The following is a 12,228-nucleotide window of genomic DNA, read 5'->3' as shown; positions in this document are numbered from 1 at the left end:
CCCGGACCGCCGCCGACGCCGGTGCCCGTCCTCGGCGAGTTCCGTGCCGTGTTGAACCTTTTCGCCCCGCCGCCCGAACTACCAGGTGGGGCCGGAGCCGGAGCCGGCCCCAGCCGAGAAGGATGGGGACGACCATGAGGATGACCCGTCAGGGCCGGTGGGCGGCTGCGCTGCTGGCGGCCGTACTCGCCGGGGCGGTGAGCTGGCCGGGCGCGGCGAACGCGGCCGGGGTGACCGTCACGACCTCGCCCGCCCAGGTACGCCAGGGCGACGCGATCGAACTGTCGGTGCTGGTGCCGGCGGACAGGCCCGGCACGCGGACCACCCGGATCGAGCTGACCATGCCCGCCGACGCCCCGATCGGCGAGGTGTACCCGCTGTCGGTGCCGGACTGGGCGCCGACCATCACCACCCGCACGCTCGACCAGCCCGTCCCCGGCATGCACGCGGCCGAGCTGAACCAGGTGACCCACGCGGTGAGCTGGCTGCGGATGCCCGGCACCGGCACCGGGCCGGCCCGGCTGCCGCTGGGCATGGGGCCGATGCCCGCCACCGACCGGCTCACGTTCACGGTCGTGCAGACGTACGACGACGGCACCGTGGTCCGGTGGGCGGACCCGGCGGGTGGCGCACACCCGGCGCCGACGGTCGAGCTGCTGCCGCCGCTGCCGGGCACCGTGACGCACGACGGCGGCGCCGGTACGAACGGCGGCGCGCACGGCGGTCACGGCGCGGCGGGCGGCCCCGGCGCTGCCGGTGGGGCGCAGGGCGGTGCGGCAGGCGACGCGGCACCGGCGGCCGACGACGGACCGAGCGCGGACCTGCTGCTCGGCGGCGGCCTGCTCGCCGGGCTGGCCGGTGGCGCGGCGATCGGCTGGCTGCTCAGTCGCCGCCGGCGCGACACCATGACCCTCCCGCACGACAGCAACGGCGCCCTCGAAGCCGGCGAGCCCGTCACCGCCGGCGCCGTCACCGCGCGTCCCTGACCGCCCCGGGACCACCGAAGATCCTGGTGCGAAAGTGCCCCTGTGAGGGCCCTTTGCCACCAAGATCTCGGGCTCGCCGCGGTGGACCCGTCAGGTGGGGGCGGTGAGCCAAGCGGGCAGCGGCTCGCGGGCGGTCAGCCAGCCCTCCAGCACGCCGCCGGGCCCGCCGACTCCGGTGTACGCGGCCACGATCCCGCCCACGATGGCGGCTGTGGTGTCCACGTCCCCGCCCGCCTCCACGCAGGCGCGGATCGCGGCGGGGTAGTCGTGCAGCAGCGTGGCGGCGACCCAGAGCGTGAACGGGACGGTGTCCTGTGCGGTGACCCGGGAGCCGTTGCCGAGCGAGTCGGCCGCCTCGGCGGCGGAGTGACCGAGCAGCGCGGCGGCCCGGCGTACCCCCCGGTACACCTCACCGGCCGGGTCGAGCGCCCCGGCGACGGCGGTGAGCAGCCGGGCCGGTTCGGGCCGGCCGCCGTCGAGGCGGGCCCGGGCGGCGAGCGACGCGGCCACCGCCACAGCCACCGCACCGGCGACGCCCTCCGGGTGCGCGTGGGTCACCTCGGCGGAGGCGCGGGCCTGCTCGGCGGCGCGCCGGGTGGAGTCGGCGTGCCAGGCGCCGAGCGGCGCGACGCGCATGGCCGCGCCGTTGCCGCAGGAGCCCTGCCCGTCGAACGCGGAAGCGGCGGCCACCGGCCAGGGCGTGCCGGTGCGGATCAGCCGCAGGATCGTCACCGCGCCGGGCCCGTATCCGCGGTACGGCTCGCAGCGCTGCGCGAACGCCAGCGCCAGCCGGTCCCGGTCGATGCGGCCGGCGGCGGCCAGCTCGGCCACCACCGAGCAGGCCATCTCGGTGTCGTCGGTCCACTCCCACGGCGGCGCGGGCAGCCGGCCGGCGGCGAGGTCGTCCGGGTGCCGGCCGGGGACGAAGAACTGGGAGCCGAGGGCGTCGCCCACCGACAGGCCGGCCAGCGCGTCGCGGGCGAGCGCGAGGCGGGTGTCGGGGAAGAGCGTGAACGTCATCGCCGTCCCAGCTTGCCCGCTTCCGCGGACCGCCGCAACGCGACCGGCTTGCCACGCCGAGTACGGTGCTGACGTGGCAACCGTCCTGCTGGTCGAAGACGACCACGTCGTGCGCGGCGCCATGCTGCGGTCGCTGACCGACCGGGGGCACGCGGTGCACGCCGTCGGCACCGCGCTGGACGCGCTGCGCCGGGTCGCCGCGGAGACACCCGATCTCGTGGTGCTCGATCTCGGTCTGCCCGACCTGGACGGCTCGGACGCGCTGCGCATGCTGCGCGGCATCACCGACGTGCCGATCATCATCGCCACCGCCCGCGACGACGAGCAGTCGGTGGTACGGCTGCTGCGCGCCGGGGCGGACGACTACATGGTCAAGCCGTTCACCGGGGCGCACCTGGACGCCCGGATCACCACTGTGCTGCGCCGGGCCGGCCGGGCCAGCCGTACCGTGGCTCCGGCCGTGCACACGGTCGGCGGCCTGCGCGTGGACGTGGGCGAGCGCAGCGCGGTGCTGGACGGGGAGGCGCTGGCCCTGACCCGCAAGGAATTCGACCTGCTGGCGTATCTCGCCGCACGTCCCGGCCGGGTAGTGTCCCGGCGGGAACTCTTGGAGGAGGTATGGCGGCAGCCATCGGTCGGCGAGGACCAGACCATCGACGTTCACCTGTACTGGCTCCGCCGCAAAATGGGCGAGTCCGCGGCGAAGCCGCGCTACCTGCGCACCGTGCGGGGGGTCGGCTTCCGGCTGGTGGCGCCGGACTGAGGCTCACGCTCGCCGGGCTCACCGCCGGCCTGTGCGGCCTGATCGCGCTCGCCTTCCTCGTCCCGCTCGGGCTCACCCTCGCCGACCGGACCCGGGAGGCGGAGCTGGCCGACGCCGCCCGACGGGCCGCGCTGGTGACCGGCGCGCTGGCGGTCAGCACGGACACCGCGACGATCGAACGGGCGGTGGCCGCCGCGGCCGGCGACGATCCGGCCCTGCGTCCGGTCGTGCACGGCATCGGCGCGGACGAGTCGGCCGGCCGGGCGAACGCGCGCGTGCTGGCCGACGCCGCCGCGCAGCGGCGTTCGGTGGTGACCGAGGTGGACGGCGGGGTGCTGCGGCTGGACCCGGTGGTGCTCGGTGACCGGGTCGCCGTGGTGGAGGTCTTCGTCCCCGACGAGGTGCTCGACTCCGGCGAGGGCGGGCGTTGGCTGCTGCTGCTCGCGATCGGCCTGGCGCTGGTCGGCGCGGCGGTCGCGGTGGTCGACCGGGTGGCGGCCCGGGCCGTGGACGCCACCGGCGACCTGGTCAAGGCGGCGCTCGCGGTGGGCGACGGCGAGCTGGAGGTACGGGTCGAGCCGACCGGCCCGCGTGAGCTGGCCGAGGCCGGGCACGCGTTCAACCGGATGACGGAACGGCTGGTGGCGCTGCGCGCCGACGAGCACGAACTGGTCGCCGACCTGTCGCACCGGCTGCGTACGCCGCTGACCGCGCTGCGGCTGGACGCCGAGGCGCTGGAGTCCGACGACACGAGCATCGGCACGTTCAGTGAGGCGGAGCTGGACCGGCGGCGCGGCATCCGGCGTATCCGGCAGGCGATCGTCACTCTGGAGGGCGAGGTCGACCAGCTCATCAAGACGACCCGCAAGGCGGTCGCCCAGGAGACCGCGCCGGCGTCGTGCGACGTGAGCGAGGTGGTCCGGGACCGGATGGTCTTCTGGTCGGCGCTGGCCGGGGACCAGAACCGGCCGCACCGGGTGGTCGGCGCGCAGTTGCGGATCCCGGCGCCGGTGCCCCGCGCCGAGCTGGCCGCCGCGCTGGACGCGGTGATCGGCAACGTGTTCCGGTACACGCCGCAGGGCACCGCGTTCGAGGTGGCGGTGAGCCGCCGGGACGGCTGGGTGGCGATCCGCATCGACGACGCCGGGCCGGGCATCGCCGACCCGGACCGGGCGTTGCGGCGGGGCGAGAGCGACAAGGGCTCCACCGGGCTCGGACTGGACATCGCCAAGCGGGTCGCGTTGCAGGCGAACGGTTCGGTGAGCATCGACCGGGCCCGGCTCGGCGGGGCGAGCGTGGTGATGCTGCTGGCCGACCCGGACGCGGCGCCCCGGCCGGTGAACCGGTTCGGGCTGGTCGGGCGGATGGCCCGGGAGGCACGCGAGCCGCGTCCCGGGCGGCGCTGGCCGCGCCCGCGCTGACCCCCGTGGCTGTGTACGGGCGCAAGTTCTCCTTAAAGGTGGTTTAACGACGGCCGAAAAACCGGCGTGAACTGTCAGGATCGCTGACAGAACCCATCAGTTCCGTCGGCCGGGACGCCCCGTAAGACCTTCCGGCCGACGGATCATGCGCGCGGCGGGAGTCCGGTCCCCCCACACCTCGCTCCCGTCGCGCGCGCTCTCTCCCCCGTCGATCCCGGGCGCGAGGTGACCGTCATGCCACCGGCCGTCAGTCGTCTGCTCCGCTGGGCCGCCGTCATCGGCCTGGGCGTCGCGCTCACGCTCGCGGCCTGGCAGGATCCGGTGCTCGCGCACGGTCCCGTCCGGCCCGCGCCCGTGGCTCCCGGCCCCGCCGCCGCGCTGTCCGCGCTGGTGCTGTCCGGGCTGCTGCTGACCGCGCGGCGCCGGCCGCCCCGGTTGTCCCGGCGGCCGGCGCCGGTACGGCCGCTCAGCGCGCCGCGCTCGCCAGGTACGCGTCGATCTCGGCGGTGATCCGGGCCTGCTCGGCCGGTGCCAGGAACGCCGCGGCGACCGCGTCGCGGGCCAGCGCGGCCACCCCGTCCGGGCCGAGTCGCAGCAGCCGGGCGGCCACCGCGTACTCGTCGTTGAGCGTGGTGCCGAACATCGGCGGGTCGTCGGAGTTGATGCTGATCGGCACGCCGGCGTCGACCAGCCGGGGCAGCGGGTGCTCGTCCAGGCTCGGTACGGCCCGCGTGCGCACGTTGGAGGTCGGCGAGATCTCCAGCGGGATGCGCTGCTCGGCGAGGTGGGCCAGCAGCGCCGGGTCCTGCGCGGCGGAGATGCCGTGGCCGATCCGTTCGGCGCCCAGCTCGCGCAGCGCGTCCCAGATCGTCTCCGGGCCGGTGGTCTCGCCGGCGTGCGGGACCGAGCGCAGCCCGGCGGCCCGGGCCTGGTCGAACCAGGGCTTGAACTGCGGCCGGGGCACCCCGATCTCGGGGCCGCCGAGGCCGAAGCTGATCAGCCCGTCCGGTCGTTCGTCGAGCGCGATCCGCAGCGTCTGCTCGGCGGCGGGCAGCCCGGCCTCGCCGGGGATGTCGAAGCACCAGCGCAGCGCGATGCCGAAGTCGGCCTCGGCGCGCTTGCGGGCGTCCTCGATCGCCTCGCAGAACGCCGGGGCCGGGATGCCGCGGTTGACGTGCGAGTACGGCGTGACGGTCAGCTCGGCGTAGCGGACCTGCTGGCGGGCCAGTTCCCGGGCGACCTCGTGGGTGAGCAGCCAGACGTCGTCGGCGTCGCGGATCAGGTCCACCACGCTGAGGTAGACCTCGATGAAGTGGGCGAAGTCGCGGAACGCGAAGTAGTCGGCGAGCGCCTCCGGGTCGGCCGGGACAGGGCTGCGTCCCTCGTGCCGGGCGGCCAGCTCGGCGACGATCCGGGGCGAGGCCGAGCCGACGTGGTGCACGTGCAGCTCCACCTTGGGCAGTCCGGCGATGAAGGTGGGCAGGTCGGTCACGAGTTCTCCTCTGCGCGGGCGCCGGTACGCGCCACCATGAAGATCCGGCGGAACGGGAAGTACACCTGACCCTGCCGCACCGGGTACGCCTGCGCGAGCCGTACCCCCAGCTCGGCGCGGAAGGCGGCCCAGCCGGCGGCGTCCAGCGCGGCGCGGACCGGGCGCAGCGCCGTGCCCTCCATCCAGGCCAGCACCGGATGGCCGGTGCCGGTGGCGGGCAGCAGATGCACGTACGTAGTCTCCCAGGCGTCGACCGCGCAGCCCGCGTCGGTCAGCAGCGTGGCGTAGCCGACCGGCTCGTCGACTGGTGCCTCGCGCAGCTTTCCGGCGAGCGCGTCGCGCCACCGGTCCTCCGCGGCGACGGAGCGCAGCAGCCGGTGCGAGGGAGCGTCGAAGTTGCCGGGCACCTGGAACGCCATCCACGCGCCGGCCGGCAACGCGCCCGCCCAGCGGCGGAGCAGGTCGCGGTGTTCGGGCACCCACTGGAGCACGGCGTTGCCGACCAGCACGTCCACGTCCGGCTCCGGCCGCCAGTCGCGGACGTCGCCGACGGCGTACGTGACCGGGCCGCCCTCGGCGCTCGCCCGTTCGATCATCTCCGGGGAGGAGTCGACGCCGGTGATCCGGCTGGCGGGCCAGCGGCCGGCGAGCGTGGCGGTGAGGGTGCCGGGGCCGCAGCCGAGGTCGACCACGGCGCGCGGGTGCGCGGCGCCGACGCGGGCCAGCAGGTCGTGGAAGGGCCGGGAGCGCTCGTCGCCGTAGCGCAGGTAGGTGCGCGGATCCCACATGACAGCCTCCAAACCGTACGTACGTCTTGCTAGACCGTACGGCCCGCCGCGCGCGACGGCAACCCGCTCACTAGGCTCGACCGGGTGGAACAGCGCAGCTTCGACCGGCTCGGCCGGCACGTCGGCATCATCGGACTCGGCGCGTGGCAGCTCGGCGCGGACTGGGGCGAGGTCAGCGAGGACGCGGCGCTCGCCGTGCTCGCCGCCGCCGTCGACGCGGGCGTCACCTTCCTGGACACCGCCGACGTGTACGGCGACGGCCGCAGCGAGGCCCTGATCGGCCGGTTCCTGCGCTCCCGCCCCGGACACGGGCTGACGGTGGCGACCAAGATGGGCCGCCGGGTGGAGCAGACGCCCGAGGCGTACACCCTCGACAATTTCCGGGCCTGGACCGACAGGTCCCGCGCCAACCTCGGCGTCGACACGCTCGACCTGGTGCAACTGCACTGCCCGCCCACCGCCGTCTTCGCCGACGACCGGGTCTTCGACGCGCTGGACACGCTCGTCGCCGAGGGTCGCGTGGCCGGGTACGGCGTCAGCGTGGAGACCTGCGACCAGGCGCTCACGGCCATCGCCCGGCCCGGTGTGGCCAGCGTGCAGATCATCCTCAACGCGGTCCGGCACAAGCCCCTGGAGCAGGTGCTGCCCGCCGCCGCTGCCGCCGGAGTCGGGATCATCGCCCGGGTGCCGCTTGCGAGCGGTCTGCTCTCCGGCCGGTACGACGAGAACACCACGTTCCCGGCGAACGACCACCGCACGTTCAACCGGCACGGCGAGTCGTTCGACGTGGGCGAGACGTTCTCCGGCGTCGACTACGACAGCGGCCTGGCCGCGGTACGCCGGCTCGCGCCGCTGGTCGGCGACGACCGCACGATGGCGCAGTTCGCGCTGCGATGGATCCTCGACCAGCCCGGCGTGACGGTGGTGATCCCCGGCGCCCGCTCCCCAGAGCAGGCACGGCGCAACGCCGAGGCGGCCGGGCAGCCGGCACTGACCGAGGTGGAGCTGGCCGCGGTGCGGGCCACCTACGACGAGCTGATCCGCCCGCAGGTGCACGACCGGTGGTGAGCCGGCCGGCCGGCGCGGCATCGCCGGGCGCTCGCGGCGGCGGGCATGCTGGAGCGGGACTGTCGTCGTCGGAGGGGGAACGATGAGGGGTTGGTTCCGGCTCACCCTGGGGCTGCTCGCCGTGGTGCTCGGTGCGCTGTGGACGGTGCTGGGCCTCGGGTACGTCGAGGGCAGCGCGATCAGCGATCAGCGGATCTGGGCGCTGGCCGGGCCGGTGCTCGTCCTGTTCGGACTGGCCGGGCTCTGGTGGGGCATGCGGGCACGGCGCCGCTGAGGCGCCGGGCACGGCGAAGCCCCGCCTCCCGTGCGGGATGCGGGGCTTCCGGCACCGGCCGGCGCGGCCGGTGCGGTGAGACTCAGATGGGGCGGACCTGCTCGGCCTGCGGACCCTTCTGACCCTGGGCGATCTCGAACTCCACCCGCTGGTTCTCCTCCAGCGTGCGGTAGCCGCTGGACTGGATGGCCGAGAAGTGGACGAACACGTCAGCACCCCCGCCGTCGACGGTGATGAAGCCGAAGCCCTTGTCAGCGTTGAACCACTTCACGGTTCCCTGCGCCATGTGTATCTCCTTCTAAAACTGGCGGCCGAGCACGCCGTGCGGCCGATTGGCCGTTTTCGAGCAGCGGCGCCTGAGGCGGCCCCCAATGCAGGAGACTTCTCTCAACCCACGCGTCTCTCAACAGCGTGAGACAGCAAACCACGTACGCAAAAACTTCGCACAGCCTAGCGGACGAAATTCTCCGACATGTGACCTGAAGGTCGCGCGGACGGCGCTGCGCGGCCCTGCCGGAGCCATGCGAAAGGCCCCCTCCCCACGCTCGGGAAAGGGGCCTTTCCGGCCTTTTCGTCAGTCCGGCCAGCGACCGGTCAGCCGGCGTACGCCCACCGCTCCGCCCCGGTCGACGGCGGCCCGCACCACCGCGAAGATGGCCCCCTGCAGGGCCGCGGCGGCCAGCACCTCACCCCAGCGGCGCTCCTCGTCGGTGGCGCTCGGCGCCTCACCGTCGCCCGCCGTCACCTTCCAGACCTGGCGGAAGATCGCTCCGGCGACGGTACCGGCGGCCAGGCCGAGCAGCACCCCCACCGGTCGGTACGCCGCCTTGCCGATCTTCCCGCTCACCTGCGCCTCCCTCGGACGATCACCAGCACAACCGCGGTCACCAGCGCGCCGGCCGCGATGGCCGCCCACGGCAACGGGTTGCGCCCGACCGCCTCACCCTTCTCGTACGCCTGCGCCCGGACCAGCCGGGCCCGCTCCGCCGCCCGCCCGCGCACCCGGGCCGCGGTCAGCGACGCCTGCTCACGCATCCGCGCCTTCGCCGCCTCGGCGGAGTGCCGCACCAGCGCCTTCGGATCGGCCCTGGCCGCGAGCAGCTCCATCGTCTCACCGAGCTCCACCCGGGTCCGGCGGATCTCCTCCCGGAGCGCCGCCACGTCCCCGGTCCCGTTACCGGTCATGCCCGCCTCCCGTCCTTCACCGCGGCGGTGACCGTGTCGACGTCCGCCCGAACGCTGCGGACCGCCGCCTCGGGCACCGGCGGGACGGCACGGCTGACCTGCTTCTTGCCCACCAGCGCCAGGATCCCGGCGAGCAGGAACAGCGCCACCGCCACGATCAGGGCGGCCAGCCACGCCGGCATGACAAGCGCCAGCAGCAGGATCACGGTGGCGACCAGGGCGCCGGCGCCGTAGAGCGCCATCACCCCGCCGCCGCCGAACAGACCGATCCCGATCCCGGCGTGCTTGCCCTTCTGGGTCAGCTCCGCACGGGCCAGGGCCAGCTCGTCCCGCACCAGGCGGGTGACCTGCTCGGTGGCGCGCTGCACCAGTTCGGCGGTGGACGGCTCGCTCCCGGTCCGCGACGTGCTGCGACTCGCGACGTCAGCCATGCTGTCCTCCTTTCGTCATCACCGCGCTGTATGCCCGGAGTCGCCGCCCGTCAATCCTGCGCGGAGCGGCCGGTCCACCCGGCCGCCCGCCGCCGCAATCCGGTGCCGGGCACCGGATCCGGGGCGTGCGCACCACGTCCCCCGCAACCGCCCGGCCAAACCCGTCCGGCCCGAAAGCCGCTCGAACGCGGGAACCCCCGGCGCCGTGGGCGGCCGGGGGTCCCGATCGGGGTACGGGTCAGCGACGTGCCTCGGCGTGCTCCTCCCGGCCCACGAACGTCTCGCTGCGGGCCTCACCGTCGTCGCTGCCGCCGAAGACACGCGCGTCGTCGGGCGCCTCGGTGCCGGCCGGACGGCGCACCGGGCGGCGCGGCTGCATCGCCTGCCAGGGCAGCGGGCCGGTGGTGTCGCCGAACTCGGCGCGCAGCCGGGGCAGGGCGGTCGGGCGCTGGTCACGTACCCAGGTCACCAGGTGCTCGCGGACCAGGCACCGCAGGTCCCACAGGCTGCCCGCGTCGGCGGCGCTGACCAGCGCGCGGGCCTTGACCATGCCGCCGGTCGCGTCGGTCACCTGGAGCACGCAGACCCGGCCGTCCCACAGCTCGGTGCCTTCGCACAGGCGGCGCAGTTCCTCCCGCATCGCCTGCACCGGAACTGCCCAGTCCAGCTCGAACTCGGCGGTGCCGAGTACCGCCGCCTCGGTACGGGTCCAGTTCTGGAACGGCCGGCTGGTGAAGTACGAGGTGGGCAGGATCAGCCGGCGGTCGTCCCAGATCTGCACCACCACGTAGCTGAGCGTCAGCTCCTCGATCCGGCCCCACTCCCCCTCGACCACCACCACGTCGTCCAGGCGTACCGCGTCGCTGAACGCGAGCTGCAGGCCGGCGAAGACGTTGGCGAGCAGGCTCTGCGCGGCGAGCGCGGCGACCGCGGCGATCACACCGGCGGAGGTCAGCACACCGGCGCCGACTCCGCGTACGGCCGGGAACGTCATCAGCATCACGCCGACCGTGAGGATCACGATCACCGCGATGGTGAGCCGGCGCAGCAGCACCACCTGTGTACGCACCCGGCGGGCGTGCCTGTTGTTCGGCACGTCGACCCGGAACCGGGCCAGCGCGGTGTCCTCCGCCACCACCAGCAGCGAGGCCACCAGCCAGGCGACGGCGGCGATCGTCGCCAGCACGAGCGTGTGCAGGACGAACTGCCGCCACGGGCTGCCGACCGCGTACGCGGTGGTGAACCGGACTGCGAACTGCACCGCGGCCACCGTGACCGCGACCTGGAACGCGCGGTGCGCGTGCTCGGTCAGCTCGGTCATCAGCAGCGAGCGGCGGCCGAGGCGGCGGGTGACCCGGTGCACCACCTGGGCCAGCACCAACGCGATCGCCGCCGCGGCGAGCGCGGCGGCGATGGTCACGACGTAACTCTGCACGAACTCTCTCTCCCTCCGACGGGCGGAATCGGGCAAAGGCCCAATGGTGCCCGGCGGCCCGGGTATCGACCAGGATCAGACCTTGCGGTACCGGGACTGGAAGAAGCAGTAGACACCGAACGCGGCGATGCCGAGCGCCATGAGCGCCAGCAGCCACGGCCCGTAGGACTGGTCGCGCAGCGTACGCAGCGCGGCGTCCAGGCCACGCGCCTTCTCCGGGTCGTAGTTGACGGCCGCGAGCACGACCAGCACGCCGGCGATGGCGAACACGGCGCCCCGGGAGGCGTACCCGGCCATGCCGAGCCGACGGGTGAGCTGCCGGGTCTTCGGGCTCATCTCGCCGGTCTTGAGGTTGCGCTCGAACTTCTTCTTCAGGCCGTAGATCACCATGCCGATGCCGAGCGCGGCGAGCGCGAGGCCGGCCAGCCCGACCAGCCACCGGCCGCCGTCGGAGGCCATCAGCTTCTCGGAGAGCTGCTGCTGCTGGTCGGAGGCGTTGGAGCTGGCGTCCTGGAAGACCTTGATCGCGGTCCAGCCGAGCCAGACGAAGACGACGACCCGGACCACCGAGGCGATCCGTTCGAACAGTCGTTCCTTGCCGGTCCGGGACACGTGGCCGGAGATCGCCTCGAAGGCCTGCCAGACCGCCATGGCGAACAGGCCGACCGCCATCGCGATCAGGAGGAACTTCCCGAGCGGCTGTTCACCGAGGGTGCGCAGCGCGCCGTTCTGGTTTCCCTCCTCGCCCGACTTGCCGAAGGCGATCTGCAGCGCCAGCCAGGCGAGGAGGAGGTGCACGATTCCGTAACCGATGAAGCCGGCACGGGTCAACAGTTCGAGCCACCGGCTGTTTCGAGCCTGGGTGGCGGTGGCTCCGGCGTTCCGGGTGAGAGACATGAGCCCTCAATCTCCCGGCGGGCGATTTTCCAAACGTCGCCGCCCGCCGGGACGGCCGAAACGGATCAGCCGGCGAGGTCGCGGGCGACCCGCACCACCACCTGCTGCTCGTCGACGCTGTCCAGGCTGACCTGGAAGCCGGCGACCTCGGTGGCCTGCTGGCCCACCGTGAGCGAGAGCTGTTCCCCGGCGACCTCGACCGTGACCTGGTCGCCGTCGGCGCCGATCAGCTTCGCCTCGACGCCGAGGATCCGGGCGCTGGCCGCCACGCCGCGGTCGAAGGTGATCGTGCAGGCGTCGAGGCCGCAGTCGGTCTCGGCACCTTCGGAGCTGCATCCGGCGAGCAGTGCGGCGCCGAGGGCGAGGCCGGCGAGCAGACCGGCGGCGCGGCGGGCGGGGGCGGAGGTGGCGCGTCGGATCGTCACCCGCCCAAGGATAGGCGGCCCGTTCCACCGCGGCGGCGGGGCG

The 12,228-nt window shown here is 74.2% G+C and carries 16 protein-coding genes; 6 read left to right on the top strand and 10 right to left on the bottom strand.

Annotation, left to right across the window (positions count from 1 at the left end):
• The first annotated feature begins 134 nt into the window (after positions 1 to 134).
• Positions 135 to 986 (top strand): YcnI family protein, encoded by an 852-nt coding sequence (locus tag GA0070562_RS19460; RefSeq protein ID WP_225853160.1) that lies wholly within the window; start codon positions 135 to 137, stop codon positions 984 to 986.
• 90 nt (positions 987 to 1,076) lie between these two features.
• On the opposite strand, the gene GA0070562_RS19455 is transcribed toward GA0070562_RS19460, so the two are convergent.
• On the bottom strand, positions 1,077 to 2,006 hold the full coding sequence (locus GA0070562_RS19455) for an ADP-ribosylglycohydrolase family protein (RefSeq protein ID WP_091424076.1): 930 nt from the start codon (positions 2,004 to 2,006) through the stop codon (positions 1,077 to 1,079).
• 73 nt (positions 2,007 to 2,079) lie between these two features.
• Here GA0070562_RS19455 and GA0070562_RS19450 point away from each other — a divergent pair, with 73 nt between their 5' ends.
• The 3 genes from GA0070562_RS19450 to GA0070562_RS19440 all read left to right on the top strand — a co-directional run bounded on the left by GA0070562_RS19450 (position 2,080) and on the right by GA0070562_RS19440 (position 4,700).
• Positions 2,080 to 2,769: a response regulator transcription factor gene (locus tag GA0070562_RS19450; RefSeq protein WP_013285422.1), complete on the top strand. Its 690-nt coding sequence runs from the start codon at positions 2,080 to 2,082 to the stop codon at positions 2,767 to 2,769.
• A gap of 29 nt (positions 2,770 to 2,798) precedes the next feature.
• A complete protein-coding gene (locus tag GA0070562_RS19445; RefSeq protein ID WP_175438808.1) occupies positions 2,799 to 4,190 on the top strand; it encodes a HAMP domain-containing sensor histidine kinase in 1,392 nt (463 codons plus the stop codon).
• Between the two features lie 234 nt (positions 4,191 to 4,424).
• The gene (locus tag GA0070562_RS19440) at positions 4,425 to 4,700 is read left to right on the top strand and encodes a hypothetical protein (RefSeq protein WP_139135471.1); all 276 of its coding nucleotides are present in this window, start codon (positions 4,425 to 4,427) and stop codon (positions 4,698 to 4,700) included.
• Here the strand turns inward: GA0070562_RS19440 and GA0070562_RS19435 are convergent.
• A complete protein-coding gene (locus tag GA0070562_RS19435; RefSeq protein ID WP_091424067.1) occupies positions 4,657 to 5,682 on the bottom strand; it encodes an adenosine deaminase in 1,026 nt (341 codons plus the stop codon). The two genes, GA0070562_RS19440 and GA0070562_RS19435, sit on opposite strands and share 44 nt — an antisense overlap.
• A complete protein-coding gene (locus tag GA0070562_RS19430; RefSeq protein WP_091424062.1) occupies positions 5,679 to 6,470 on the bottom strand; it encodes a trans-aconitate 2-methyltransferase in 792 nt (263 codons plus the stop codon). The genes GA0070562_RS19435 and GA0070562_RS19430 overlap by 4 nt, the downstream gene beginning before the upstream one ends.
• Positions 6,471 to 6,554: 84 nt before the next feature.
• On the opposite strand from GA0070562_RS19430, the gene GA0070562_RS19425 reads away from it, so the two are divergent.
• Entirely contained in the window at positions 6,555 to 7,538 is a 984-nt protein-coding gene (locus GA0070562_RS19425) for an aldo/keto reductase (RefSeq protein WP_091424059.1), read from the top strand.
• 82 nt (positions 7,539 to 7,620) lie between these two features.
• The gene (locus tag GA0070562_RS19420) at positions 7,621 to 7,812 is read left to right on the top strand and encodes a hypothetical protein (RefSeq protein ID WP_091424056.1); all 192 of its coding nucleotides are present in this window, start codon (positions 7,621 to 7,623) and stop codon (positions 7,810 to 7,812) included.
• Positions 7,813 to 7,894: 82 nt separating this feature from the next.
• Here the strand turns inward: GA0070562_RS19420 and GA0070562_RS19415 are convergent, their stop codons facing one another.
• The 7 genes from GA0070562_RS19415 to GA0070562_RS19385 all read right to left on the bottom strand — a co-directional run bounded on the left by GA0070562_RS19415 (position 7,895) and on the right by GA0070562_RS19385 (position 12,185).
• Complete coding sequence (locus GA0070562_RS19415) at positions 7,895 to 8,098, bottom strand: cold-shock protein (RefSeq protein ID WP_091424054.1); 204 nt, start codon at positions 8,096 to 8,098, stop codon at positions 7,895 to 7,897.
• Between the two features lie 288 nt (positions 8,099 to 8,386).
• The gene (locus tag GA0070562_RS19410) at positions 8,387 to 8,659 is read right to left on the bottom strand and encodes a DUF4235 domain-containing protein (RefSeq protein WP_091424052.1); all 273 of its coding nucleotides are present in this window, start codon (positions 8,657 to 8,659) and stop codon (positions 8,387 to 8,389) included.
• Positions 8,656 to 8,997 (bottom strand): DUF3618 domain-containing protein, encoded by a 342-nt coding sequence (locus GA0070562_RS19405; RefSeq protein WP_013285415.1) that lies wholly within the window; start codon positions 8,995 to 8,997, stop codon positions 8,656 to 8,658. The genes GA0070562_RS19410 and GA0070562_RS19405 overlap by 4 nt, the downstream gene beginning before the upstream one ends.
• A complete protein-coding gene (locus GA0070562_RS19400) occupies positions 8,994 to 9,428 on the bottom strand; it encodes a phage holin family protein (protein ID WP_013474843.1) in 435 nt (144 codons plus the stop codon). Before GA0070562_RS19400 ends, GA0070562_RS19405 begins: the two co-directional genes overlap by 4 nt.
• A gap of 238 nt (positions 9,429 to 9,666) precedes the next feature.
• Positions 9,667 to 10,863, bottom strand: coding sequence for a mechanosensitive ion channel family protein (locus GA0070562_RS19395; RefSeq protein WP_091424049.1), 1,197 nt, complete (start codon positions 10,861 to 10,863; stop codon positions 9,667 to 9,669).
• A 75-nt stretch (positions 10,864 to 10,938) separates the two neighbouring features.
• Positions 10,939 to 11,760 (bottom strand): DUF1206 domain-containing protein, encoded by an 822-nt coding sequence (locus tag GA0070562_RS19390; protein ID WP_091424047.1) that lies wholly within the window; start codon positions 11,758 to 11,760, stop codon positions 10,939 to 10,941.
• Positions 11,761 to 11,825: 65 nt separating this feature from the next.
• Positions 11,826 to 12,185, bottom strand: coding sequence for a hypothetical protein (locus GA0070562_RS19385; protein WP_091424045.1), 360 nt, complete (start codon positions 12,183 to 12,185; stop codon positions 11,826 to 11,828).
• Between the last annotated feature and the right edge of the window lie 43 nt (positions 12,186 to 12,228).

The organism is Micromonospora tulbaghiae (assembly GCF_900091605.1).
GTDB lineage: Bacteria > Actinomycetota > Actinomycetes > Mycobacteriales > Micromonosporaceae > Micromonospora > Micromonospora tulbaghiae.
The sequence above is the reverse complement of the archived record's forward strand: the minus strand, read 5'-3'. Positions and strand labels throughout refer to the sequence as shown.

What these genes read in the sequence shown, in the direction of transcription:
- GA0070562_RS19460 (WP_225853160.1), top strand. Translation starts at nt 135, where the DNA reads ATGAGGATGACCCGTCAGGGCCGGTGGGCGGCTGCGCTGCTGGCGGCC.
- GA0070562_RS19455 (WP_091424076.1), bottom strand. Translation starts at nt 2,006, where the DNA reads ATGACGTTCACGCTCTTCCCCGACACCCGCCTCGCGCTCGCCCGCGAC.
- GA0070562_RS19440 (WP_139135471.1), top strand. Translation starts at nt 4,425, where the DNA reads ATGCCACCGGCCGTCAGTCGTCTGCTCCGCTGGGCCGCCGTCATCGGC.
- GA0070562_RS19430 (WP_091424062.1), bottom strand. Translation starts at nt 6,470, where the DNA reads ATGTGGGATCCGCGCACCTACCTGCGCTACGGCGACGAGCGCTCCCGG.
- GA0070562_RS19420 (WP_091424056.1), top strand. Translation starts at nt 7,621, where the DNA reads ATGAGGGGTTGGTTCCGGCTCACCCTGGGGCTGCTCGCCGTGGTGCTC.
- GA0070562_RS19415 (WP_091424054.1), bottom strand. Translation starts at nt 8,098, where the DNA reads ATGGCGCAGGGAACCGTGAAGTGGTTCAACGCTGACAAGGGCTTCGGC.
- GA0070562_RS19405 (WP_013285415.1), bottom strand. Translation starts at nt 8,997, where the DNA reads ATGACCGGTAACGGGACCGGGGACGTGGCGGCGCTCCGGGAGGAGATC.
- GA0070562_RS19400 (WP_013474843.1), bottom strand. Translation starts at nt 9,428, where the DNA reads ATGGCTGACGTCGCGAGTCGCAGCACGTCGCGGACCGGGAGCGAGCCG.
- GA0070562_RS19390 (WP_091424047.1), bottom strand. Translation starts at nt 11,760, where the DNA reads ATGTCTCTCACCCGGAACGCCGGAGCCACCGCCACCCAGGCTCGAAAC.